Annotated in this window: 23 protein-coding genes; 8 read left to right on the top strand and 15 right to left on the bottom strand. The window is 42.7% G+C overall.

The genetic code is table 11. The features are described from left to right. Positions 1 to 33 precede the first annotated feature (33 nt). Entirely contained in the window at positions 34 to 1,224 is a 1,191-nt protein-coding gene (locus CLV57_RS16445) for an anhydro-N-acetylmuramic acid kinase (protein ID WP_100342468.1), read from the top strand. A 103-nt stretch (positions 1,225 to 1,327) separates the two neighbouring features. After that, positions 1,328 to 1,882: a YciE/YciF ferroxidase family protein gene (locus CLV57_RS16440; protein ID WP_100342467.1), complete on the top strand. Its 555-nt coding sequence runs from the start codon at positions 1,328 to 1,330 to the stop codon at positions 1,880 to 1,882. Positions 1,883 to 2,090: 208 nt separating this feature from the next. On the opposite strand, the gene radC is transcribed toward CLV57_RS16440, so the two are convergent. Both radC and rpsT read right to left on the bottom strand, forming a co-directional pair. Continuing rightward, positions 2,091 to 2,789 carry a RadC family protein gene (radC, locus tag CLV57_RS16435; protein WP_100342466.1) on the bottom strand — a complete coding sequence of 233 codons (699 nt, stop codon included), beginning with the start codon at positions 2,787 to 2,789 and terminating at the stop codon, positions 2,091 to 2,093. Positions 2,790 to 2,989: 200 nt separating this feature from the next. Then, positions 2,990 to 3,244 carry a 30S ribosomal protein S20 gene (gene rpsT / locus CLV57_RS16430; RefSeq protein WP_100342465.1) on the bottom strand — a complete coding sequence of 85 codons (255 nt, stop codon included), beginning with the start codon at positions 3,242 to 3,244 and terminating at the stop codon, positions 2,990 to 2,992. Between the two features lie 471 nt (positions 3,245 to 3,715). On the opposite strand from rpsT, the gene CLV57_RS16425 reads away from it, so the two are divergent. Further along, a complete protein-coding gene (locus CLV57_RS16425; protein ID WP_100342464.1) occupies positions 3,716 to 4,633 on the top strand; it encodes a zinc dependent phospholipase C family protein in 918 nt (305 codons plus the stop codon). 3 nt (positions 4,634 to 4,636) lie between these two features. On the opposite strand, the gene CLV57_RS16420 is transcribed toward CLV57_RS16425, so the two are convergent. The 13 genes from CLV57_RS16420 to CLV57_RS16360 all read right to left on the bottom strand — a co-directional run bounded on the left by CLV57_RS16420 (position 4,637) and on the right by CLV57_RS16360 (position 19,468). Then, complete coding sequence (locus CLV57_RS16420) at positions 4,637 to 5,287, bottom strand: DedA family protein (protein WP_100342463.1); 651 nt, start codon at positions 5,285 to 5,287, stop codon at positions 4,637 to 4,639. A gap of 45 nt (positions 5,288 to 5,332) precedes the next feature. Beyond that, positions 5,333 to 6,055 (bottom strand): DUF4397 domain-containing protein, encoded by a 723-nt coding sequence (locus CLV57_RS16415; RefSeq protein ID WP_100342462.1) that lies wholly within the window; start codon positions 6,053 to 6,055, stop codon positions 5,333 to 5,335. Positions 6,056 to 6,059: 4 nt separating this feature from the next. Beyond that, positions 6,060 to 6,722: a DUF4397 domain-containing protein gene (locus CLV57_RS16410; RefSeq protein ID WP_157799195.1), complete on the bottom strand. Its 663-nt coding sequence runs from the start codon at positions 6,720 to 6,722 to the stop codon at positions 6,060 to 6,062. A gap of 113 nt (positions 6,723 to 6,835) precedes the next feature. Further along, positions 6,836 to 7,960 (bottom strand): DNA polymerase III subunit beta, encoded by a 1,125-nt coding sequence (gene dnaN, locus CLV57_RS16405; RefSeq protein WP_100342460.1) that lies wholly within the window; start codon positions 7,958 to 7,960, stop codon positions 6,836 to 6,838. A gap of 37 nt (positions 7,961 to 7,997) precedes the next feature. Beyond that, on the bottom strand, positions 7,998 to 10,394 hold the full coding sequence (gene gldG / locus CLV57_RS16400) for a gliding motility-associated ABC transporter substrate-binding protein GldG (RefSeq protein WP_100342459.1): 2,397 nt from the start codon (positions 10,392 to 10,394) through the stop codon (positions 7,998 to 8,000). A gap of 107 nt (positions 10,395 to 10,501) precedes the next feature. Further along, positions 10,502 to 11,020 carry an outer membrane beta-barrel protein gene (locus CLV57_RS16395; protein ID WP_100342458.1) on the bottom strand — a complete coding sequence of 173 codons (519 nt, stop codon included), beginning with the start codon at positions 11,018 to 11,020 and terminating at the stop codon, positions 10,502 to 10,504. 292 nt (positions 11,021 to 11,312) lie between these two features. Beyond that, positions 11,313 to 11,810, bottom strand: coding sequence for a hypothetical protein (locus CLV57_RS16390; RefSeq protein WP_100342457.1), 498 nt, complete (start codon positions 11,808 to 11,810; stop codon positions 11,313 to 11,315). Between the two features lie 23 nt (positions 11,811 to 11,833). Continuing rightward, on the bottom strand, positions 11,834 to 12,547 hold the full coding sequence (locus tag CLV57_RS16385; protein ID WP_100342456.1) for an ATP-binding cassette domain-containing protein: 714 nt from the start codon (positions 12,545 to 12,547) through the stop codon (positions 11,834 to 11,836). 25 nt (positions 12,548 to 12,572) lie between these two features. After that, positions 12,573 to 13,427 (bottom strand): N-acetylglucosamine kinase, encoded by an 855-nt coding sequence (locus CLV57_RS16380; protein ID WP_100342455.1) that lies wholly within the window; start codon positions 13,425 to 13,427, stop codon positions 12,573 to 12,575. After that, positions 13,424 to 13,798, bottom strand: coding sequence for a response regulator (locus CLV57_RS16375; protein WP_100342454.1), 375 nt, complete (start codon positions 13,796 to 13,798; stop codon positions 13,424 to 13,426). The genes CLV57_RS16380 and CLV57_RS16375 overlap by 4 nt, the downstream gene beginning before the upstream one ends. A 34-nt stretch (positions 13,799 to 13,832) precedes the next feature. Beyond that, entirely contained in the window at positions 13,833 to 15,149 is a 1,317-nt protein-coding gene (locus tag CLV57_RS16370) for a TolC family protein (protein WP_100342453.1), read from the bottom strand. A 12-nt stretch (positions 15,150 to 15,161) separates the two neighbouring features. Beyond that, entirely contained in the window at positions 15,162 to 18,290 is a 3,129-nt protein-coding gene (locus CLV57_RS16365) for an efflux RND transporter permease subunit (protein ID WP_100342452.1), read from the bottom strand. Between the two features lie 11 nt (positions 18,291 to 18,301). After that, positions 18,302 to 19,468: an efflux RND transporter periplasmic adaptor subunit gene (locus CLV57_RS16360; RefSeq protein ID WP_100342451.1), complete on the bottom strand. Its 1,167-nt coding sequence runs from the start codon at positions 19,466 to 19,468 to the stop codon at positions 18,302 to 18,304. Positions 19,469 to 19,798: 330 nt separating this feature from the next. On the opposite strand from CLV57_RS16360, the gene CLV57_RS16355 reads away from it, so the two are divergent. The 5 genes from CLV57_RS16355 to CLV57_RS16340 all read left to right on the top strand — a co-directional run bounded on the left by CLV57_RS16355 (position 19,799) and on the right by CLV57_RS16340 (position 24,217). Next, the gene (locus CLV57_RS16355; protein ID WP_100342450.1) at positions 19,799 to 21,598 is read left to right on the top strand and encodes a M61 family metallopeptidase; all 1,800 of its coding nucleotides are present in this window, start codon (positions 19,799 to 19,801) and stop codon (positions 21,596 to 21,598) included. Between the two features lie 497 nt (positions 21,599 to 22,095). Beyond that, a complete protein-coding gene (locus CLV57_RS18435) occupies positions 22,096 to 22,251 on the top strand; it encodes a lmo0937 family membrane protein (RefSeq protein ID WP_157799194.1) in 156 nt (51 codons plus the stop codon). 119 nt (positions 22,252 to 22,370) lie between these two features. After that, complete coding sequence (locus CLV57_RS16350) at positions 22,371 to 22,655, top strand: ArsR/SmtB family transcription factor (protein ID WP_100342449.1); 285 nt, start codon at positions 22,371 to 22,373, stop codon at positions 22,653 to 22,655. Between the two features lie 120 nt (positions 22,656 to 22,775). Next, the gene (locus CLV57_RS16345) at positions 22,776 to 23,525 is read left to right on the top strand and encodes an SDR family oxidoreductase (protein WP_100342448.1); all 750 of its coding nucleotides are present in this window, start codon (positions 22,776 to 22,778) and stop codon (positions 23,523 to 23,525) included. Positions 23,526 to 23,785: 260 nt separating this feature from the next. After that, positions 23,786 to 24,217: a hypothetical protein gene (locus tag CLV57_RS16340; protein WP_100342447.1), complete on the top strand. Its 432-nt coding sequence runs from the start codon at positions 23,786 to 23,788 to the stop codon at positions 24,215 to 24,217. The last annotated feature ends 4 nt before the right edge of the window (positions 24,218 to 24,221 follow it).

Below are 24,221 nucleotides of genomic sequence, written 5' to 3'. Positions count from 1 at the left end.
GCAAAAATTGTTCCTCTGTTAAACTTTATGTCTATGCCGGTATTCAACAGAAACTTACAATCGCTTTTTGATATTGCCCAAAAACCATCGCGTTTAGGTATCGGACTCATGTCGGGTACGTCATTGGATGGGCTGGATATTGCCCTGTGCAGCTTTACCGGCAACGGATTGGAAACTCAATTTGAGCTGCTCAATTTTACTACCATACCATACCAGGACCATTTTAAAGATGAGGTAAGATCGGTATTTTCCAAAAAGCAGGTGGAACTGGAAAAGGTATGCTTGCTAAATGCTTACATCGGTAGTTATCATGCTGATCTGGTACTTGAGGCATTAAAAATATGGGAAATTGACCCTGCTGATGTAGATTTTATAGCCAGTCACGGTCAAACCATTTATCACGCGCCGCAGCGGTTGCACAAACATCCCGAATATCCTAACGCTACTTTACAAATTGGAGATGGCGACCACCTCGCTGTTAAAACAAGTATATTGACCATATCCGACCTCCGTCAAAAACATGTTGCAGCAGGAGGAGAGGGCGCGCCTCTGGCATTATATGGCGATGTGATATTAGGCAGCAAAGCCGGTGAAGATCGCATCTTGGTAAACATTGGCGGTATATCCAACCTTACGTACTTACCTGCCGACGGTGATACCGAACGCATACTGTGCTCAGATATTGGTCCGGGTAATACGCTGATAGATACCTTTACCCGCAAGTTCTTCAACAAGCCGTTTGATGAAGACTCGGCCATTGCTGATTCAGGAACGGTAAACGAGGGATTGTTGAACTCTTTACTAAAACATCCTTTCTTTCAGGAAGCTCCGCCTAAAACCACTGGTCCAGAGTTGTTTAATGAAGAATATGTACGCGCCGCTCAGGAGCGCTCCGGCACCAGCCATATTCCGGCAGAGGATGTAATTAGTACGCTCAGTGCCTTTACCGCCAAGGCCATTGCAGATTTTACCCGTGCCTACATGCCAAAGGGCGCAAAAATGTTTGTGAGCGGCGGTGGCGCTAAAAATCCGTTTGTAATGGACTATCTCAGAAAACGCTTGTATCGTACCGAAATTAATGACACCGGTAGTTTAGGCATCAATCCCGATGCTAAAGAGGCCATACTGTTTGCTTTACTGGGCAACGAGGCTTTGGCCGGCGAACCGCTATCTGTAGGCGGTAATCCATCAGTGCTGTTGGGTAAGTTTAGTTTCGCTGGATAAAATCAATTTAAAAGAAAGTATTTATACGTGTTTTTCTTATAACGATAGGTTGTGGCACTGGCTTTGCGTTTAGGTAACTGAAAAACATAAAACATCATTTACCATGGCAACCACAAAAACAGCTAAAAAAGCACAAGAGACAGAAAATGTTGAAGTTCAGGAATCAGCATTAAACGAATTATTTATTGACGAGTTAAAAGACATTTACTGGGCTGAGAAACACCTGGTAAAAGCGCTTCCAAAAATGGCTAAAGCAGCAACTTCTGATGAGTTACGCGCAGCTATTGAAAAACACATTGGCGAAACCGAAAATCAAATTACCCGTTTGGAGCAGGTTTTCCAATCAATAGGCGAGAAAGCTGCCGCCATTAAATGCGAAGCAATGGAAGGCCTGATCAAAGAAGGCGAAGAAATTGTGAAAGAGACTGAAAAAGGCAGCATTACACGTGATGCAGGTATTATCTCGGCTTCACAAAAAATTGAGCATTATGAAATTGCTTCTTACGGTACCTTGCGCACTTTAGCAGGCGTATTAGGTTATGACGAAGCTGTTGAGTTGTTAGAAGCAACTTTAGCCGAAGAAAAACAATGCGATGAGGACCTAACCATTTTAGCCGTTAACGGTATTAACAAAATGGCCAGCACCGAAGCTGAGTAATATTTGCCAATAATAGGATAAGATTAAACAGGGAGCCATTCTTTAAAAGGAGTGGCTTTCTTGTTGTATTGATTTGGAAAATGATAAGATAGCGGGCTAACCCCTCCCTGCCCTCCCCAAGGAGGGATCGCTTACTAAATTTGTTTGATATTGAAATTCCGAAATCGAACATCCGAAATCCGATATTAAGCTACATCTGATATCGAAATCAAATTATTCCTTCATCCGCAAAGCTAAAGTAGCCTCCGTTGGTAAAGATCAAGTGGTCAAGCACGCGTATGTCTAACAGGCGGCCTGCCGTGGCTAATTTTTTAGTAAGGTCAATGTCCAGCTGACTCGGCTTTAACGTTCCTGAGGGATGGTTATGGCTTAATATAATAGATACGGCCTGGTGTTGCAAGGCTATGCTAAAAACAATTTTTGGGTCGGCTACCGTTCCGGTCAAACCGCCTTTGCTGATCAGTTCGGTTGAAATAACCTTGCCGCCTTGGTTAAGCAGTATGATCCAAAACTCTTCGTGCCCCAGATCCATCAGGTGGCGGCGCATCAGGTTATAAATGTCGCGCGAACTGCCTATGCGCTCCGGCGGTTTTGATTCGGTTTCATTCCGGCGGCGACCGATTTCTAAAGCAGCTATAATGGATATTGCTTTGGCTTCGCCAATACCCTTAAATTTACACAGGTCGGCTATTGATGCCTTGCCCAGCTTATTAAGGTCGTTGCTGTAGTGGTGTAAAATGCGTTTGCTTAGTTCAACAGCTGTTTCGGTAGTGCTGCCCGAGCCTATTAAAATAGCTATCAGTTCAGCATCAGTTAAGGCGCGGCGGCCTTGGGTGCTTAGCTTTTCGCGCGGGCGGTCTTCTTCGGCCCAGGCTTTAATACTTATCTTGTCTTGGTAAGGTTCCACAAGGTTGTCTGAACTATGATGTGTAGTATTATTTGTCTAAAATAACATTATAGGATTGTCTGAATCAATATTTTTCGAATTTATTTAATTATAAGTAGCTAATCCTAAATCTTAAAAATCCCGGTTCAGATAAAATCAGACCAATAAAAAAGGCGATGAGTATACTCATCGCCTTTCTAAACATTAAAGTTTAAATATGATTAGCTTAATCCGTTAACGAATTTAGTAAGCTTTGATTTATTGTTTGAAGCTTTATTCTTGTGAATAACGTTCTTTTTAGCTAAACGGTCAAGCATAGAGATCACTTTTGATAAAAGAGCAGTAGCATCAGCTTTAGTTGTGCTGCTTCTCAATTTTTTGATAGCGTTTCTTGTGGTCTTTGCCTGATAACGGTTACGCAGACGCTTCGCAGCATTTGCTCTGATCCTTTTTAATGATGATTTATGATTTGCCATTGTAGCTCTATTCTTTGCTGTTCTTATTTAAGGACTGCAAATATATGACCTTTTATTTTAAAAACAAATGTCTTTTTTAAATTAGTTATCAGGTAGTTCAATATGGCGTTTTGATATTGCTTTCTATTTGCTTACAGGCCTCCGCCATTGGTATACGCCTGCCTTTGTCGGAACTTTTTGCTTTATCATAAAGCTGCACATCTTCTGCATTCTCTAATTCTTCAATAAGTTTATTAAATTAAGCAATGGTAAGCACCACGAAATTTCTATTTCCTTTAGCATCATTAATATATTGTGTATGTATTTTAAGCATGTCTATTTTGTTTAACCTTCAAAAATAATCATAATTATATTTTTGATATACGGGCGCCATCCTTCAATATCGCTAATTGTGCTTATTTTCATGCCGTGGAATTGCCTCGCCTTACAAAAACCATCAATTGTTGTGCTTTACTCTTTACAGGCATAGCAATGCTCGTAGCTCTTTCCTCATGGGGCTATTACGCCCATCACCGCATCAACAGGCTGGCAGTTTTTATTCTACCTAAAGCTATGTCGGGTTTTTACAAGGCCAACATAGGCTTTATTACCGAGCATGCCATCAGTCCTGATAAACGCCGCTACGTTGACTCAACCGAAGCGCCAAAACATTTTTTAAACGCCGACCATTATGGCAAAAAGCCATTTACAAATATTCCGCGCAGGTGGCGAGACGCGGCTAAAAAGTATTCCGCAGATACTTTAAATAAATATGGTACGGTGCCCTGGGCCATACAATCGCAATACTATAGATTAGTTGATGCCTTTAAAAAGCATGATACTACCGCCATTTTAACTGCATCTTCTTATCTGGGCCATTACGTGGCCGATGCGCATGTTCCGCTGCATTTGCACAGCAATCATGACGGGCAACTAACCAATCAGCAAGGCATACATGCTTTATGGGAAAGCCGTATACCGGAGCTTTTTGCTGCTAACTATAACTGCTATACAGGTAAAGCGCGGTATATTGAAAATCCGCTGGATGAGGCTTTCAAAATATGTCGGACCTCATTCAGTAAAGCCGACTCGGTATTGCGATTGGAACGGCAGCTCAACCGTACCTTTCCGCCACTGAAAAAGTATGAGGTGGTAGTTAGAGGTAGCCGAAAGGTAAAAGATTATTCGATTGCTTATTCTGCCGCCTATCAAAGGCTGTTGCAGGGCATGGTGCAGCGACGTATGCGGTCGGCTGTGTTATCAGTTAGCAGTTTCTGGCTTTCGGCCTGGGTAGATGCAGGGCAGCCCAATCTTGACAAATTGATCACTCAGCCCTTGTTATCATCAGAAAAACTTAAACTTCAAAAGGAGGAAGCGGTATTCAAGAATGGTAAAATAGCGGCTTACTGATTGTTAGTTAGCCGGTTTCTTTACCCTGCTTTTTATGGCCGCAAAAATTGGCGGGATAACAGATACCACTATAATGCCAATACCGATCAGCGAGAAGTGCTCTTTAAAGAATTGTATGTTACCTAACAGAAAGCCAGCGAATAAAAAGACGATGATCCACGTTACACCACCCACAACATTATACAAAGTATAACGGCCAAAAGGCATTTTACCTACACCTGCTACAAACGGGGCAATGGTGCGTATTATGGGCATAAACCTGCTAAAAATAACCGCCTTGCCACCATGCTTCTCAAAAAAAGCCTGCGTTTGGTGGTAATATTCTAATTTGAGTATTTTGTTGGTGGGCTTAAATACCTGCGAACCAAGTACCTTACCCAAAGTATAGTTAACCGTGTTACCGCTTATGGCTGCAACAATCAAAATAAGCGAAAGCAAATAAATGTTTAATCCTGTATTTCCACCTGCTATTAAAGCACCGGCTGCAAACAGCAACGAGTCGCCGGGTAGAAAAGGGGTAACTACAAAGCCTGTTTCGGCAAATATGATCACAAAAAGAATGAGGTACGTCCAGCCCTGGTACTGGCTGATAATGGTTGACAGATGTACATCAATGTGAAGGATAAAGTCGATGATTTGCTTTAAGAATTCCAAGGTGCGTATGTTTTGGGCAAAAATAACAATATAAACGGTAAAGCCTTACCTGTTGATCAAAACACCAGCGTTAAAAGCAGCTGAGTCTCTGCGGCCTGCAATACCATGGGCATAAATGGTGTACAACTTACCATCCTGTATACTAACCTTTTGCAGGGTTCTTAAAATGTTGGCAGGTGCTCCGGTTGGGGTGATCACGAAATCATAACTGCCCGGAGCCATCTCTATAAATTTAGACACTTTTTTATACTCCTGGTTAGCAAAGGCAGCTGTACCATTGGCTTTTACATCTAATCCGACAGCGCCGGGTGACGCATTCACAAATCTAACTTTGCCTCGCCCGGGTGTATTGCTTCCGGTATCAACAGTAAAAATTCCGGTAATGCTGCTATCTGCGCGCAGGCCGGTAACAAAAAGGGTATATTTGGTGTTGGCCTTTAATATGGTATCGATAGATATGAGGTTGGCGGTTGATACACTGGCTAAAGCCGAGCGTATTTGCAACGGTGTATCAATAGATGTCATACCGAAATATCCGGATGGAGTTGGGTAGCTGTAAGCCACATTACGTTTAACAAAACGTACGTAGAGATTTATAGGGCGCAGATCAGGGCTAAGGTTAACAATCTGGAACTGCGTATTTGCACCTACAGGCAATACATTATTGGTGTTACTGCATGATAATGTGCCTGCAGTGATTAAAAAGCCTGCAAAAGCAATAAATACCCATGTTAAGCCTCTTTTTTGTATAAGTTTAATCAGGGCCATCTTTTTACCTGTTTAGTATTAGTTTAACGCCAAAAGCGGCATCGCCTGTGCCGGTTGCTGTACCTTTTGTAAATAAAGTATAAACGCGGTTAGCGGTCAGATTAAGCTCGCCTGTAGCTATCGGGACGGAGCCACCCGCCTCATATAATTGATAGGTGCTTTTACCGGCAGTCATGGCTACAAAAGGGGTTACAGATTTAAATGCCCGGTTAGCATAATTAAAATTACTTCCAATTTTAATATCAAAACTTCTGTTTGGCGATGTATTTACAAAGCGTATCTCTGTATCATTGTTAGCCAAAAATACATCGTTTGTTAAAAATACCCTATCTATTGCGTAACCTGTTATAAATAAGGAATAAGCCTGGGCTGTATCAACTTTTAAAGGCAAAGCCAACAAAACGTCAGGGCTTCCTGCTTTTTTTATCTGATAGGGGTATTCTCCTGCTATAACAGATAGATAACCTAATGAACCACCCGGATAGAAACTTGATGTATAATTAAAGCGTGTACCGTTCTGGAATGTGTTGAGTGTATCGGCAGTTGCATTAACAACATTCATTAAAGTTGTTTTAGGTTTGTCTGGTGGCAGGTCAACCATTTTCTTGCACGCTGCACAACATGCAAAAAACGCTGTCAGTAACAATAAGCCGGGTAGTCTCTTCATAGTATACAACTGCCTATTTAACTTACAATTGCGGCATTTGGTATCCGGGTTTAACAAAAAAGTCCGGTTTTTACACCGGACTCAGATTTGGATCTATAATTTAAGTCTATAACTTAAGCATAACTATTAAGCATCACCGGCATAACCAGCATCAGCACGTCTTCGTTCTCATCACCTCCCTGCGGCAGTAATAAACCTGCCCTGTTTGGCGAAGACATTTCCAAAGATACTTCTTCTCCACTTAAATTCTTTAACATTTCTATTAAAAATCTTGCGTTAAAGCCAATTTCCATGTCGGTGCCTTCGTACTGACAGTTAAGGCGCTCGTGCGCTTCGTTGGCAAAATCAATATCTTCTGATGAAATGTGTAATTCGCTGCCGTTAATTTTTAACCTTACCTGGTGGGTGGTTTTGTTAGCGTATATAGCCACACGGCTTAATGATCCTAAAAACGCCAGGCGATCAATGCTCAACTTGTTAGGATTATTTTGCGGTATAACAGCTTCGTAATCAGGATAGCGCTCGTCAATTAAGCGGCAAACCAGGTTTATGTTGTTAAATTTAAAGAAAGCGCTTGTGCTGTTGTATTCAACAGATACATTTACATCGTCTGACGGCAAAGCTGACTTTAACAAGGTCAAAGCCTTCTTAGGCAGAATGAACGAGGTTGTGCTCTCGGCCTTGGCATCTAAACGGCGGTAACGTACCAGTTTGTGCGCGTCAGTAGCTACAAAGGTTAAATATTGTGAAGACAACTGGCAGTAAACACCCGTCATGGCAGGGCGCAGCTCATCATTACTTACTGCAAAAATTGTTTTGTTAATAGCCTCTGATAATACCGAAGCAGGTAAGTTTACAGATGAAGCGTTTTCAACAACCGGAATTTTAGGGAAGTCCTCGCCGTTCTCGCCGCTTAATTTGTATTTACCGTCGCCGGCGTTAATTTCAATAGCAAAGGTGTTATCATCAACAGAGAAAGCCACAGGCTGTTCAGGTAATGACTTTAACGTATCGAGCAATATGCGCGATGGAATAGCTATTCTGCCGTTCTCTTTGGCCTCTACGCTTAAGGTAGTGGTCATGCTGGTTTGCAGGTCGGTAGCTGATATGGTTAAGTTTCCATCTTTTATCTCGAACAAAAAGTTTTCCAATATGGGAAGAACTGTACTGCTGCTCAATGCCCCACTTACCGCCTGTAATTGTTTAAGTAAAGTTGTTGTGGAAACTATAAATCTCATAGACGTAATTAATATTAATTAATCAAAAGTATAAAATTTAGCGAGCATACTTACGCCTGCGTATATAATGTTGAAAAATAGCAAATATTAACACCATAAGCAAGGGAACAACTGTATTTATCACTAGCCAGAACATTTTTTCGCTTTTAACACGGGCGCGGTCCAGCAGGCGCAATTGTACCTCTTTGGTACGCAGTTCAATCAGGCCCGAATCATCGGTCAGGTAGTCGGCAATGTTCAGTAACAGGTTTTTATTGCCGTAGGTTTGCTGGCTGTAACGGTCAAACCCTAACGGGAACGGTGAGCCATCTGCCGATACCTGGTTCTTAAAAATATCGCCATCGCTTATCACCACCATTTTGGTAGGTACGCTTTGCGGAGTGGTGGTTATGTTTGAACCAATACCTTCAGGCTGCGGCCTGTTTTTAAAGTTAGAGGCAAATTTTCCTTCCAGTAAAACACCTGTTATTTTCTGCGGACTTTGAAACGCTTTTGGGTCAGGTTCTTCCTCAATGGCCTGCAACGACAGCAGGTGCGGAGCTTTCAATGCCTTATTAAACGGCGATGATGACAGCAACACCATTTTCTGCACGTTTTTAACATCCAGCACATCAATAGTTGATGGGAACTCGCTGTAAATGCCATCCAGATTTTTTACTATAGGATGTTTGGTTTGCGGGATGAACACCGTGTAGAACAACCACGGCACCATTTGTATCTGCGCCTGCCCGGCCATGCTGCCGGTGTTAACCGGTATTTGGGCGCAATTAAGATCAGCTATCAGGTCATAATTAATGCGGATGCCGTAAACAAACAACTGATCATCCAGATTTAATTGTTTCGGGAAAGCCATTTGCTCGCCGCCTTTACCACGCATACTGTCCAGTTCGGCGCTTACCTGGTCAATGGCCCACAGCACGCGGCCACCACGCATAATGTACTGGTCCAGCTTATATTTTTCTGCTTCGTTAAATGGTTTGTCGGGCTTGGCTATCACCAGCATTTTAATATTCCGCAGGCTGTCAAACGGAATGCTTTTCAAATCAACACGGCCCACTACAAAGCCATCCGACAGGCTGGCCATGGCATCATTCAGTTGCGCATCGTTCAGTTCATTGTGGCCGGTAGTAAAGCCAATAGCCGCACGGCCACCGCTTACCGCCTTTTTAATGCCCGAAACAAAAGCGTATTCCAGGTTTTCAATAGAGTTGTTAATTACTTCGTCGGCTGACGATCCTTTTTGCTGTTGCTGATACAGCAGCTTAACGGGTATATTTTTGCCATTATAAGTAACCATAGCTGCCGGAACAATGATCTGCTGATTAATGCCCGTTTCGGTTTTAACGCCCAGGTTGGTAGGCTCCAATCCCCACGATTGCAGCTTGGATATGGTTTGTTGCTGTTGCTCGGCAGATTGCCCCGTTAGCGGGTCAATAAACTCAAAATGCAGGTTGTTATGACTGTAAGCCTGCAGATTGCTTAGCATGTCGCGCGTTTCGTTTTGCAGACGTTTCATACCACCGGTGAGGTTGCCCTCCAGGTATACGGTTACTTTGGTTTCACCGGGTAGGGTAGCCAAAATATCCCGGCTTACTTGCGATAATGTGAATCGTTTCTCTTTAGTAAAATCAAAACGGGTGAAGCCTAAGCCAGCAATAACACTTATCAAATATATTAACAGAGCTCCCCATATAACCTTTTGTACGGGCTTTCCCTGGTTTTGCTTTGATAAGGAAATGATTGTTAGCCATATGAATAATACAGAAAGCAGAATAAAGTAACTCAGATCGCGGGTATCCAAAACACCACGACTTATAGAAACGTAATGTTGAGTGATGCCCAACCGTTGCAGACCGTAGCTTTGCAGCGATAGCAATCCGCTTAAAGAGTCAAAGCCACTGTAAAAAAAGAAACAGATAAAAACTGCGATGATGAAGGCTACTATCTGATTACGTGAAATGGCTGAAGCGAAAATGCCAATGGCTGCGAAAGCCGAACCCAATAAAAATAACCCGATGTAGGAGCCTATTACCGCTCCGGTGTCTAAGTTACCCGGCGTAACGCCTAATGAGTAAACCGAATAATAATAAACTAAGGTTGGCAGCAATGCAAACAGCACTATTAACACGGCAGCAAAGTACTTGCCTAACACTATCTGTAGGTGCGTTAGCGGGCGGGTGGCCAACAATTCAAAAGTACCTTCGCGGCGCTCTTCGGCTATGGAGCGCATAGTAATGGCCGGTACCAGTAACATGAACAGGTAGGGGGCTGTATTGAACAAACTGTCCAGTCCGGCGTAGCCGTAATCCAGTATGCTTGATTCGGGGAACACCCATAAAAACAGCCCAAGCACCAGTAAAAAAGCACCAATGGTTACGTAGGCTACCAATGAGCTTAAATAAGACGTTATTTCTTTTTTGAGGATACTATACACAGCGATACTTGACGGCCGAAATTACAACAATATTTGTTGAAACAGAAAAGGCCATCGGTATACCGATGGCCTTTTCAAATATGCGTATCGCTACGCAAAAAATCAGATTAGAAGCTGAAACCTAAACGGGCAGCGATCTGGCTGGTGGTACCACCGCTAACAGACCAACCTTCGTAACGTACGCCTAAATCTAAAACATCGCTAAATTTGTAACCAATGCCAGGAGCATAAGCGAAAGCAACTTTTTTATCAGCACCACTGGTAGTGATAAAAGTAGCACCCAATTGACCTTCAGCATATAGAGCGTCAGCAAGATCATATTTGATACCTAATTTTACAGGAATAAAACCCTGACCTTTATCATTTACGCCTAATGCTTTAAGCGCATTTTTAATATCGCTTTTGTAAGAGAAGAAAGTGTAACCTGCAGAAGCAGTGAACGCGGTTTTCTCAGCGATAGGAAGTGCATATTTCAATGAACCGCCAATTGCGAATGATGATACATCGCTTGCGCTACCAACAGGTAAACCCGCTTCAACACCAATGCTGAATTTGCCACCGTCTTGCGCAAAGCTTGTTGCTGCTACACCTAAAAATAATAAGGTTGCTAATAGAACTTTTTTCATAAATTGTTTTTTTAAGGTTAAAAAATGTGAGTTATTAAAATGTTAATGCAAAGATAAAAATATTGTATAAATCATATTAATGGCCTGTTAATATTGTCAAAATTTCTAAATAGGATTAAATTTATTACCGCATAAGACGAAGCATATTGTAGTTTTGTTACAACGATCTTGAATTTTTTTTGATAAAAACTGGAATGTAAGCCTGGGTTATGTGGCTATTTACCGAGTGTTCAAAGAGTTAAGGTCGCAAAATTTTTTGCAGGAGAATGGATCAACATGAGCTGTAGATTGGTTAAAAACTGTACCCCAACCTTAATGCAACCTGGCTAATGGTGCTGCCGCTACCGGCCCAGCCCTCATAGCGTAAACCCAGGTCAAAGCTGTTGATATTGTAAACCAGTCCAGGCGCGTAAATAAAGCGCACGGTGCGCCTTCCCCTTATTTCAAAAGCTGCGCCTGTTTGCGCCTCGGCATAGAGCTCTGCCACTAAACGGTATTTAATACCAACTTTTAATGGTGTATAAGTGGCTGCGGGTGGCTTAATGTTAGCGCCTATCAGCGTTTGTTTGGCAGGTAATGATGTGTAACCGAAGGATAAAGAAAGAAGCGTGTTCTCGTTGAGTATATTTTCTGTTTTTATAGCGCCGCCTATAGCTATAGAATAAGCATCAGCCGCTGCGCCTACGGGTATGCCCGCATCAATACCAATACTGGTACGGCCTTCGGTTTGGGCTACTACAGGGAGTGTTGCTACTATAAAAAGCAACAACATTAAAAAAAGCTTTTTCATAATAAGTTATTAGGTAAAGGTATTTAGGCCGCGTTATTGGTCAATTTAACAAAAATTGTCTCTAACGAGTTGGTCCCATGCGCTTCAAGCAAACCGGTTAAGGTGTCATCGGCCGCTATTTTTCCTTTATTGATAATGATCACCCTATCGCAAATGGCTTCTACCTCCTGCATAATGTGGGTAGAAAGAATAACGGTTTTGGTTTTGCCCAGATCACGTATCAATTGCCTGATGCCTATCAATTGGTTAGGGTCAAGTCCGGATGTGGGTTCATCCAGTATCAACACCTGCGGATCATGCAAAATAGCCTGTGCCAAACCAACCCGTTGTTTATAACCTTTTGATAGCTGGCCTACTTTTTTGTGTTGTTCGGCTGTTAAACCTGTAAGCTCAATCACCTCCGCAATGCGTGTTGCAGGATCAGCAATTTTATGAATGCCTGCAACAAAAGCCAAAGCCTCTTTAATGTACATATCCAGGTAAAGTGGATTGTTTTCCGGTAAATAACCTATCTGGCCGCGCGCCTGTAACGATTGCTTTTCCACATCAAAGCCGCATACGCTGGCGGTTCCGCTTGTTGCGGGTAAAAAACAGGTAAGCATTTTCATGGTGGTTGATTTACCGGCACCATTGGGCCCTAAAAAACCCAACACCCCCGTACCAGCGCTGAACGAGATCTGATCAACGGCTTTTTGCTGTCCGTAAACTTTGGTAAGCTCTTTTACCTCAACATTCATGTATACAAATTTAAGGTTTTAGCACTTACTGTTCCTCTCTGCTTAAAATAAACCGCAGCAGATCAAATATAGGCTGTTTAATTATTTTGCCTACATGTATGCCATTGGCTTTGCAAAGGGCTGTAAGTTCGGGAGTAAAAGTGTGGGCTATAGACCCCACAAAATGGCATTTATGATCGTGATATTGCGGGTACGATTTAATGTTGGTCTCAATAAATTCGGTAAGCCCTTTTTTGAGGAGTTCCTGCCCGTAATCTGTACGGCGCACTACATTTAAAAAACGTGCGAAAGAAGCGAGGTAGGCATTGGCGGCCGGCTTTTGATAAACGTTCTGCATCACAATTTCTTTGCTTAACTCATACGTGTTCTCAAACAGCGTTTGTACCTCGGGCGGCATGTGTCCGTATAAAAAATCGGTGATCAGCATTTTGCCAAACCAGTTGCCCGATCCTTCATCGCCTAAAATAAAACCTAAGCCGTGCTTGCCCGAGTGGGTGTCTTCACCATCAAAAAAAGAAATGTTGGAGCCGGTACCTAAAACGCAAACCAACCCTCTTTCATGCCCGCACGTTGCATAGGCAGATCCAAGCAGATCGCTGTCAACACTTATGTAAGCCTTAGTAAATAACTGACTTAAAGCGTTAGAGACGATCTCGTGCCTGTCTGGCCCCGAGCAACCGGCGCCAAAAAAGTAGATCTCGGTAACCTTTGCGGCATAAGCCAGCATGTCGGCACCGCGGTCCTGTAAAATTTTAACTATTTCTTTTTCTGTAAGAAAATAGGGATTGAGTCCCGGTGTACGAAATTCGATGGGGTCTCCGTCGGGTTGGGTAAGCAACCAATCTGTTTTTGATGATCCGCTATCGGCAACTAAGATCATGAAAGTTCCTCAAGTACCTGTCTGGTTATGGGTTTATGAACAAATTGAGTGATGTATTTATTAGCGTGCGAGCGGCGAAGATCTGTAGGGTCAAGAGATGAAGATAACATAAACACCTTTATGGCTTCTTTATTGATCTCCAGCTTATCAAACTCCTGCAAAAATTCAAACCCATCCATACCGGGCATGCGCAGGTCTAAAAAAATAACATCGGGGGTTAATGAACCATCGCGTAACGCTTCAATAGCTTCCGCAGAAGATTGACGAACTACAATGTTATCGGCAAACTTACAGCTTTCCAAAAGCCTGCTCGTGACAAAATTATCTATGTAATTGTCATCAATCAGCAAGCATGTTTTGTATAAAGCCATGGTTATTAAACATCAAAAATAAACTTTTATTTCATTATTGAATATTAATGTTGTTAGTAATTTGCTTTAATGAAATTTCGGCGCTTTTAGCCTGATATTCTGCGGAATAATAATTAACCTGCGCGTTTACAAAGTTCTCTTCGGCCTGGCGAACTTCAAGCGGGGTAATGTTGCCCAGTTTATATTTATCTAAGGTGATCTCTAAATTGCGTTTTGCAATGGCTACGTTAGCCTGCCCCAATTTAATAAGTTCAAGTCCTGAAAGGTAATTTGTATACAGGGAGTTAACCTGCGCGTCAATACCTAACTTAATATTTTTAGCCTGTATAGCAGAATTTTCTACCTGTATCTTCGCGTTGTTTTCGCGCCTGCGCTGATTAAATCCATCAAAAATATTAATGCTGGCAGTTAATCCGTAAGTTAAACCACGTGCATCATTGGCTAATAACGCGCCGCTTGGCGAGCGGCTGTTGGTAAAGTTATAGCCTGTTGTTAAACCCACAACCGGATAGCGCACCGCCCTAACCTGCCTCAGGTTGATCTCGGCCAGTTGTTTGGCTATCTGTGCCGACAAGATGCGCGGGTTTTGCGCTGCAGCTGCTGCTAAAACGTCGCCAAGCGCCAGTTTTTCATCAACAACTATGGTATCGGTTACGGCAAAATCAGTTTGCAGGTTGCGTACCAGTAACTGGTTCAATTGTATCTTGGTGGTTTTAAACAGTTGTAGTTGCGCAAGGTAGTTAGCCGTATCTGTGTTTACATTTACCTCAGCATTGTACACATCCAAACGGGCAACCGCGCCTACGGCAAACTTGTCTTTGGCAAACTGTAACTGTGCTTTTGATATGCCAATAGCGCCTTTAAGCGATTTTAATATCTGGTTTTGGTTAATCAGGCTGTAATAGGTGTTAATTACGTTGGTAAGCGTTTGTAAAACCGTATCGCGCGATGTTATGCCGCTCAGGCGTTCGCGGGTTTTAAGCGCGTCGTAGTTAGCAAACATGGCAAAACCGTCAAAAATGGTCCAGTCCATAGCCACACCATAATTGTTGTTTCGGCTACGCACGTTGGTAAAGCTTTGCGTTCCCGTGGTACGGGTTACAGTACTGTTTTGTACACTGTTATTGTTGGTAAAGCTACCTGTTAAGGAAGGTAAGAAGCCGGCATTACCCAGGGAAACATTGTTTTGTGCTATAGTGGCATTGTTCTGTGCCAGTTTTATATTGTAGTTATTTTGCAATGCTGTATCAATGGCATCTTTTAAGGTAAGCAAAGGCACGCGTTGCGCCTTTACTGCAAAAGCCGATAACATACAGCAGAGAATTAAATAGCCTGTTAGTTTAAGTTTCATTAAAGGGATATCTTAGTGTTGTTCAACCAACTTTACTTCTTCATTAGGGGTTGATGCTGCAAATTCGTCTTCAGCATCGGGGTCTCGGCGTACTTTTGATGCTATTAAAACATACATGGTTGGTATTACATAAAGCGTTAACACCAGTGAGAACAGCATACCGCCTATAATTACAATACCTAATGATACACGGCTTTTTGCACCTGCACCCAAAGCCAGGGCAATAGGTACTGAGCCTAATACTACCGCTAAGCTGGTCATTAAAATAGGGCGCAAACGAGCCGTAGCTGCTTCAACCACCGCCTCATATTTCTCAATGCCGTGTTCCATGCGCTGGTTGGCAAATTCAACTATCAAAATACCATTTTTGGTAACCAAACCAACAAGGGTAATTATACCTATCTGGCCAAAGATGTTTAACGTTTGATCAAATAACCAAAGCGATAAATAAGCGCCGGCAACCGCTAACGGCACCGTTAACATTACAATTACAGGATCTTTAAAGCTTTCAAACTGTGCAGCCAGAACCAGGTAAATGAGTAACAGCGCGAAGATGAACGCGAACAAAATGTTAGAACCACTCTCTGCAAAGTCGCGGGATGAACCGCTTAACGCAGTACTGAAGGTCTCATCTAAAGTAGCTTTGGCAATACGGTCCATTTCTTTAATACCGTCGCCAATGGTATAGCCCGGTGCTAAACCGGCTTGTATGGTAGCTGCCTTAAAACGGTTAAAGTGCAGTATGGATGGAGGAGTAGCGTCTTCTTCTACTTTCACCACGTTATCCAGTTGTATCAATTCACCGCGTGAGTTACGCACATACAACGTTTTAAGGTCAAGCGGTTCATCGCGGTTGGCGCGGTCGGCCTGCGCAATTACCTGGTACTGCTTACCGTTCATCAGGAAGTAGCTTAAACGGCTGTTACTATAATATAACTGCAAGGCCTGTGCAATATCAGCTACCGATACACCCAGGTCACGGGCGCGTTCACGGTCGGTAGTAATTTTAAGCTCAGGCTTGGTAAATTTCAGATTGACATCCGGTGTCACAAAAACCGGACTTTGCATTACCTCAGCCATAAATTCAGGCAGAACGTTACGTATCTTATCAAAGTTTTGGTTCTGCAAAACGTATTGTATAGGCTGCGAGCTACGCGCGCCGCCACCGCCTGCGCTAATGGTTTGCTCCTGTGTTACAATGGCACGTGCATCAGGGAATTTTTGCAGCGCTTTGGTCAGCATGTCGGCAATTTCCTGCTGACTGCGTTTACGCTTGTCGGGATCTGTCAAACCAATCATACCCATACCTGTATTTACAGCACCGGCACCACCACCGCCAAAAGCCACTATCTCAACATTCATGTTAGCTTCGGGAACTGAGTCGGCCACCATGTTAGATACCTTGTCCATGTAGTCGGCCATAAACTCGTAGGATGAACCTTCCGGACCGGTAACCGAGTAACGAAGGAAGCTGCGGTCGTCAAGTGGAGCCAGCTCAGAAGGTATCTGGCTGTTCAATCCCCATATAATGCCAATTGATGCCAAAAGTATAACTACTGCTATCCAGCGACGCTTCATAAATCCTACCAGTGTTTCGGTATAGGCATTGGTCATGCGGGTAAAGAATGGCTCGGTACGCTCGTAAAATTTAGATTTTTTGTGATTTTTACGAACGAATTTAACGCTCAGCATTGGTGTTAAGGATAGTGATACAAATGCCGATATCAATACCGAACCTGCAACCACCACCGCAAACTCCCGGAACAACCTGCCCGTAAAGCCTTGCAGGAACATTACCGGAAGGAACACTGCCGCTAACGTTACCGAAGTTGAAATTACCGCAAAGAATATCTCGCGAGAGCCTTCAAAAGCGGCCTTGCGTACATCCATGCCTTCCTCAATTTTCTTGTAGATGTTCTCCGTGACCACTATACCGTCATCAACCACAAGGCCTGTTGCCAGTACTATACCTAATAAGGTTAATATATTGATGGAGAACCCGCAGGCGTACATAATAAAGAATGTACCTACCAATGATACCGGTATATCAATTAACGGACGGAAAGCAATGAGCCAGTCGCGGAAAAAGAGGTAAATAATGATCACCACCAGCGCGAATGAAATAGCCAGGGTTTCTTCCACCTCTTCAATAGATTGTTTAATGAACTTGGTTTTATCAACCAAAACCTTAACCTGAATATCATCAGGCAGGTCTTTTTTCAGTTGATCAAAACGTTTGTAAAACTCTTTGGCAATGTCAACATAGTTAGCGCCCGGCTGTGGTACAATAGCTAATGAAACCTGCAATGTACCCGATTCCTTAAACGCCGTTTGCTCGTTAGCAGAACCTAACACAGCATAACCCACATCGCTTAAGCGGATAACGCGGTTGCTATCTGCACGGATAATAAGGTCGTTAAACTCTTTTTCGGTAGTCATTCTACCCACCGCGCGTATACTCAATTCGGTTTTGTTACCCTCAATTTTACCGGCAGGCAACTCCACGTTCTCGCGGTTAAGCGCTGTTGAAATATCATTGGCAGCCAGGCCTAATGCAGTAAGCTTAGCAGGATCTATCCATAAACGCATAGCGTACTGGCGCGTGCCCTGTAAGTTAATGGCGCTCACACCCGGAATGGTTTGTAAACCCTCCATCAACACGTTTTCGGCGTAATCATTAACCTGCGTAATGTCTCGCTTGTTACTTTTTACAGATACGGTGATGATGTTATCGGCATTCGCATCAGCTTTTGATACTACCGGCGGAGCGGTTATATCCTGCGGAAGCTGGCGCTGCGCTTGGCTCACCTTGTCGCGCACGTCGTTAGCGGCGGTTTCAAGGTCGGCATCCAGGTCAAACTCAACGGTAATGTTACTGCTACCTACTGAGCTGGTTGAAGTAATGTTACGGATGCCCGGCACACCGTTAATAGCTTTCTCTAACGGTTCGGTTATCTGCGATTCAATTACATCAGAGTTGGCACCGGTATAAGTGGTACGCACGTTAATGATGGGCGGGTCAACCGAAGGGAAATCTCGTATACCTAAAAAATTGTAGCCTATAATACCGAATACCACAATAACAACAGACATAACTGTTGCCAGCACCGGTCGCTTTATACTAACTGAGGATAAACTCATAGCTACTTAAATTAATTAATTGTTCGGATTAATTTTAACTGTGCCTTAGGGCGCATTTGCATAATTGCCGACACCACCACACTATCGCCCGGCTTTAAGCCATCGGTAATTTGAATTTTGGTAGCGGTACGCAAATCGGTGCTCACCGAACGCGGTACGGCTACGCCATTCTCATAAATAAATACCTTGCTGCCTTTAATATCAGGTGTAACAGCTTCGGTAGGCAGCATAATTGTTTTTGGGATCTGATCAAGCGAAAGGTTGATCTTGGCAAAGCTGCCCGCTTTTAACAAACCTTTTGAATTTGGCGCTTTGGCACGCACCGTAATGGTACGTGAACTTACGTTGATAGAGGGTTCAATGGCGTAAACAGATGCTTTAAAATCTTCGCGAGAGCTGGCTACTTCAAAGCTGATTTTGCTGCCGGTTTTTATATAACCCAGATATTTTTCAGGCACAGAGAAAGTAATTTTAGCCGGGTCCATATTTACCAAAGTGGCAATAGGGGTGTTGGGCGATAAATAACCACCAGGGCTAACACTGCGCAAACCAATTGTGCCGGAGAACGGCGCGCGCAACTCAGTTTTGGCTATCTGCGCCTTGATCATATCGGCCTGAGCATTCAATGTATTCAGGCTGGTTAATGAGGTTTCATATTCTACCTGACTGATAGCCTCTTTTTGCAACAGCTGCTTGTTGCGGCTTTCGTTTTGTTTGGCTAATTGTATCTGGTATTGGCTTTGTTTAAGCGATGCCACCAGGTCCTGGTCATTCACTTTAACCAAAAGTTGTCCTTTGTTTACGTGGCTACCCTCGTTAAAGTAGATGCCGGTAATACGGCCGGATACTTCGCTTATCAGGTTCACGCTTTCATTGGCATCAATGGTACCGGTAACATCTATATTGTTGCTGATGGTAGTGTCTTTAACGATCATTACCGTTACTGCTACAGGGCCGCCTCTTCTGCCACCACCGGGGCCGCCCGGGCCACCTCCTTTACCACCGCGACCACCTGCGCCACCAGGTCCGCCTGCTCCGGGACCACCTGCACCCGGTCCGCCCGGACCCTTAGCGCTCATGGCAGCACGTTTCTTTGCAGACTCGCTGAAAAATTTGTTGTAAACTAAAAAGCCGATAACTGCGGCAATAATGATGTAAACAATATATCTGGTTTTCATATTTTATTTTTGGACATCCAGGCTCAACCAAGCCTTATTCCTGAAGTAAAGATCAAAATGCATCTGCTAATACATTTAGGGCAGCAAAGGGTGCTAAATGCGTTGTAATATCAATATTTTTTGTTTAAAATACTTGATATCAGCGGCCTTTTTTGTCCAATTATTTAGAAGTTTCGCAACTTTTTTAAACCTCAATTGTATTTGCAGATTCAAACGGCAAAAGTAAATGGTAGCGTACCCACATAAGGGCGTGTATCAAGCATGTTACAACAGCTATTAGCTAATTATTTGATAAGCGGATAGAAATAAAAAAATTTATACATTGCAGTTATGAAGAAAATTTTTGCAACCCTTTTTTTTACAACCATATTTTTAATGAACAGTAATACCGGAAGCGCGGCAGGTACCGAGAAAATAAACTATACCATTACCTTTCCAGAAGCACAGGCCCATTATGCCGAAGTGGAGATGACCATAAGCGGTCTTAATCAAAAAACATTAGACCTTAAAATGCCGGTTTGGGCGCCGGGCTCTTACCTGGTACGCGAGTTTACCCGCAACCTGGAGGGATTTACCGTAAGCGCAGGCGGCAAAGAGTTGCCTGTTACTAAAACCCGCAAAAACATATGGCATGTCAGCACCGATGGTTTAGCTGCCATTACCGTTAAATATAAAGTATACGCGTTTGAGGTATCGGTACGTACCAGCTTTATTGATGCCGACCATGCATTCATTTCTTCGCCTGATTTTTTTATCTATCCGGAAGGCATGCTGAAAAATGCATCAACAGTTAAAATTGTACCGTATAAAGGCTGGACGACCGTATCAACCAGTCTGGAAAAAGTGAATGGCGATACCTTTACACGCACCGCGCCTGAATATGATATCCTGTTTGATTCTCCTATTGAAGTAGGTACGCAGGATGTTTTCAGCTTTAAAGTTGGATCAACAGATTATGAAGTTGCTATGAGCGGTGGCGGCAACTATGATAAAGAACGCGTTAAAAAAGACTTTACCCGACTGATAGAGGAGGAGGTTGCCGTATTTGGCGAGAACCCTAACAAGCATTATACCTTTATTATTCATAATTATTTAAAAGGTGGTGGCGGTTTGGAGCATTTAAGCTCAACCACCTTGGGCGCTACGCGCGATGGTTATACGCACGAAGGTACTTACCAGAGTTTTTTGTCGTTGGCTGCGCATGAGCACTTTCACCTGTGGAACGTTAAACGTTTACGGCCGATAGTATTAGGTCCGTTTGATTATGATAATGAGAACTACACCACCAACCTTTGGATAGCAGAAGGCTTTACCGCCTACTATCAGGATATTATAGTGCGCCGTACACAATTGTACGCCCCGCAAAATTATCTTGACCTGATGGCAAGACAAATTAACCAGTTAGAGAACCAGCCAGGCGTAAAAGTACAAAGCGTGGCTATGGCCAGTTTTGATGCCTGGATAAAAGCTTACCGCCCTAACGAGAACTCAAACAATACCACCATATCATACTATACCAAAGGTGCCATCATTGCCATGATGCTTGACCTGGAGATCATTAACAACAGCAAAGGCAAAAACTCACTGGATGACGTAATGCGCTATATGTATAATGAATACTACAAAGGCAAAAAGCGCGGATATACCGACGCGGAGTTTAAACTGGCGCTGGAAAAATTTGCCGGTAAAAGCCTGGATAATTTTTACGCCAGGTATATTAACGGTGTAACCGATATTGACTATAACAGCTACCTGGCTTTTGCGGGTTGCAAAATGACCGATGAGTTGGCCGGCAGCAATTCGCCTGCTTTAGGTATTACCATGGTGGCTAATACCCGCAGGGTGATTGTAGCCTCTGTGTTACGCGGCACCTCTGCCTGGGATGATGGTATTAACGTGAACGACGAGATCATCACTATTGACGATAAACCGGTTGACAGCAAAGAACCCTTGTTTGGCGACAAAAAGGTGGGTGATAAAATAATGGTTAAACTCATACGCGACGGCCTGGAAAAAACCATTCCTGTTACACTTAAAAAATCGGCCACGGTTAAATATAAAATTGAGCAGTTGCCAAACGCTACCGCACAGCAAATGGCGGTACGTAAAAAGTGGTTAACGTTGCAGTAAAAGAGAATGGATGATGAAGCGATAGAAAAACGGACTAACAATCGCTTCATTACCGCTCATAGCCGCGGGGGCTTAGTCACTTTTTCCTTGATGAAAAAGTAACCAAAAAATCAAGCCGAAAAAAACCTTCCCCGCTCAAGGCCTTTACGCATGGCCCGGTTTTTCGGCAGGCATTTACCCGCTTTCTCTTCACATTGAGAGGAACGAAGCAATCTCGCTGAGATAGGTTGCCCGTTTACAAGTAATTGTGGGTTACCTGACGCCGTTCATGTCGCACGGGGATTGCTTCGTACCTCGCAATGACGTCGACTTGTTTTGGTGTCATTATTAAACGAAATAAACGCTGCGTCTCTACAAAAAAACACAAACGCCCTTTTTTCAGGGCGTTTTTTTTATTTTATAAGCACAATAATTAACTTATTATACGTTTGGCATCGTTTTGGTATTGGTGTATATAACTTATGAAATTCATTTACTAAAACTAAAACACTATTACCATGAACTCATTATTGTATATCATCGCAGTTATTTTAATTATAGGTTGGGCATTAGGCTTCTTTATGTATTCAGCAGGTGGTATTATCCACGTATTGTTGGTTATTGCTATCATTTCATTATTGTTAGGCGTTATAAGAAGGCCAACCGCGCTTTAATTTAAGCGAATAGAAAATTTATAAAGTCCGTACTGCATCTGCAGACGGACTTTTTTGTTGGGTGCTACAGTAGGTACGGCATGTTTCCCAAAATCGAAAATAATCGATAAATTTGCACTATGGAATTAGATGCTAAGAAAGTAGAGAAGATATCAAAAGCGCTGGGAGATTCTTATCGTTTACAAATTATGGCTATGGCCAAAAGCCAGGATGACGCTTGCCTTAAATGCGCGTGCATTATTGATAATATAGGGTTGGCTCAATCTACCATATCTCACCATTTAAGTCAGTTGGTTGATGCCGACCTGCTTATTGCTACTAAGGATGGACGTAATGTGAACTACAGAGTAAATAAAGAAACAATGGATAGTTACCTGAAATTTTTAAGCGCTTTTAAAAGCTAAAAAAAAATTAAAATAATTAATCGAAATATTTCGATATATCAATTTAATGTGTTTATATTTGCTGCGCGATTCAGGAAGAGTTTCGCAATAATACATCGAAAAATTTAAATATATAAATAAATGAAAAAGTTAGAAAATAAAGTTGCCGTAGTTACAGGTGGCAACAGCGGTATAGGTTTGGCAGCAGCAAAATTATATGCGCAACACGGCGCTAAAGTGGGTATAACAGGCCGTAACAAAACCACAATTGATACAGCGGTTGCCGAAATTGGTGAAGGTGCGGTAGGTGTTGTAGCCGATGTGGCCAACATTAACAGCATTGCACCTGCTTATGAGCAGATAACAGCTCAGTTAGGTAAAATAGATGTGTTGGTGGTTAACGCCGGCGTTTATGCAGGTTTACCACTGGCAGATTTTACGGAGGAACTTTTTGACCAGTTAAGTGATATTAACTTTAAAGGCGCTTTCTTCTCTGTACAAAAGGCTTTGCCTTATTTAAATGATGGGGCATCCGTTATCATCACCTCATCGGCAGTGAGCAACAAGGCCTTTGCAGATGCATCTGTATACGCGGCTACCAAAGCAGCCACAACATCGCTGGCCAGAGGTTTATCGTCTTCTTTGTTAGACAGGAACATCCGCGTTAACGTATTGTCTCCCGGTCCTATTGAAACGCCTATCTTCGGTCGCGGTGGCGCAAGCGCTGCCGAAGTTGACGGGATGAAAGATTACATGGCTTCTATTGTACCCGCAAAACGTTTAGGTAATGTGGAAGAAATAGCCGAAGGCTACCTGTACCTCGCATCAGACGATTCAAAATACATGGTGGGCGGCGATTTGGTGCTGGATGGTGGCTTTAGCAGGTTTTAATTGGAGGTAAAAGGTTAAAGGCGAAAGCTAAAAGGTTTTGCTTTTGAAGGGCAGTCCGGGTGCGGGCTGCCTTTTTGTTGGATTACTTTTTCGCCGTTGTTGTGTCTTATGACCAACAACTGAAGCGAGGGGTAGATGAGTGATTAATTAAATTCCGGCATTGTTTATTTGTTGGTGATAACACCAACAAAGGCGGAAAAGGTGGGGTCTCACAAAAACTATGTAAAATCCAATATCTTTGTTCACTAAACCGAATAATTATGGAAAATATTGAAATTTACAGCAAGCTAATAGAATATTCCTCTATTGCAGAAGAAGTATGGGTTTTTCTTTTGACTCAAGAATCACTAAATCGTGTCCCCGAAAACCTAACTTTGCGAGACGGTCTTATACTAAACTATTTCGTTGATTATGACATGTATATGTCTAAATCTCTCACTTTATTAAATATTGACGCCAACCAATTTAAACTATTATTCGGTATAAGGGGATATGAAACATGGATGTTTTTAGATTCTGTTTCAATTAAAGATTACTTAATCAAAAACGAACAATATGTTGTTAATGAAATAGGCAATGCTAAGAGGTTGGTGAATATTCATAACGGATCAACATTTGAAGATTTAGTAAATCGATTGGGTTCTTCAGTGATGCTACTAAATAAAAATAGAATGGGCCTCATTTATAAATAACCCA

It is taken from the genome of Mucilaginibacter auburnensis, assembly GCF_002797815.1.
In the GTDB taxonomy this organism is placed as follows: domain Bacteria; phylum Bacteroidota; class Bacteroidia; order Sphingobacteriales; family Sphingobacteriaceae; genus Mucilaginibacter; species Mucilaginibacter auburnensis.
Note: the sequence above shows the minus strand (reverse complement) of the source record. Positions and strands in the feature narration are given on the sequence as shown.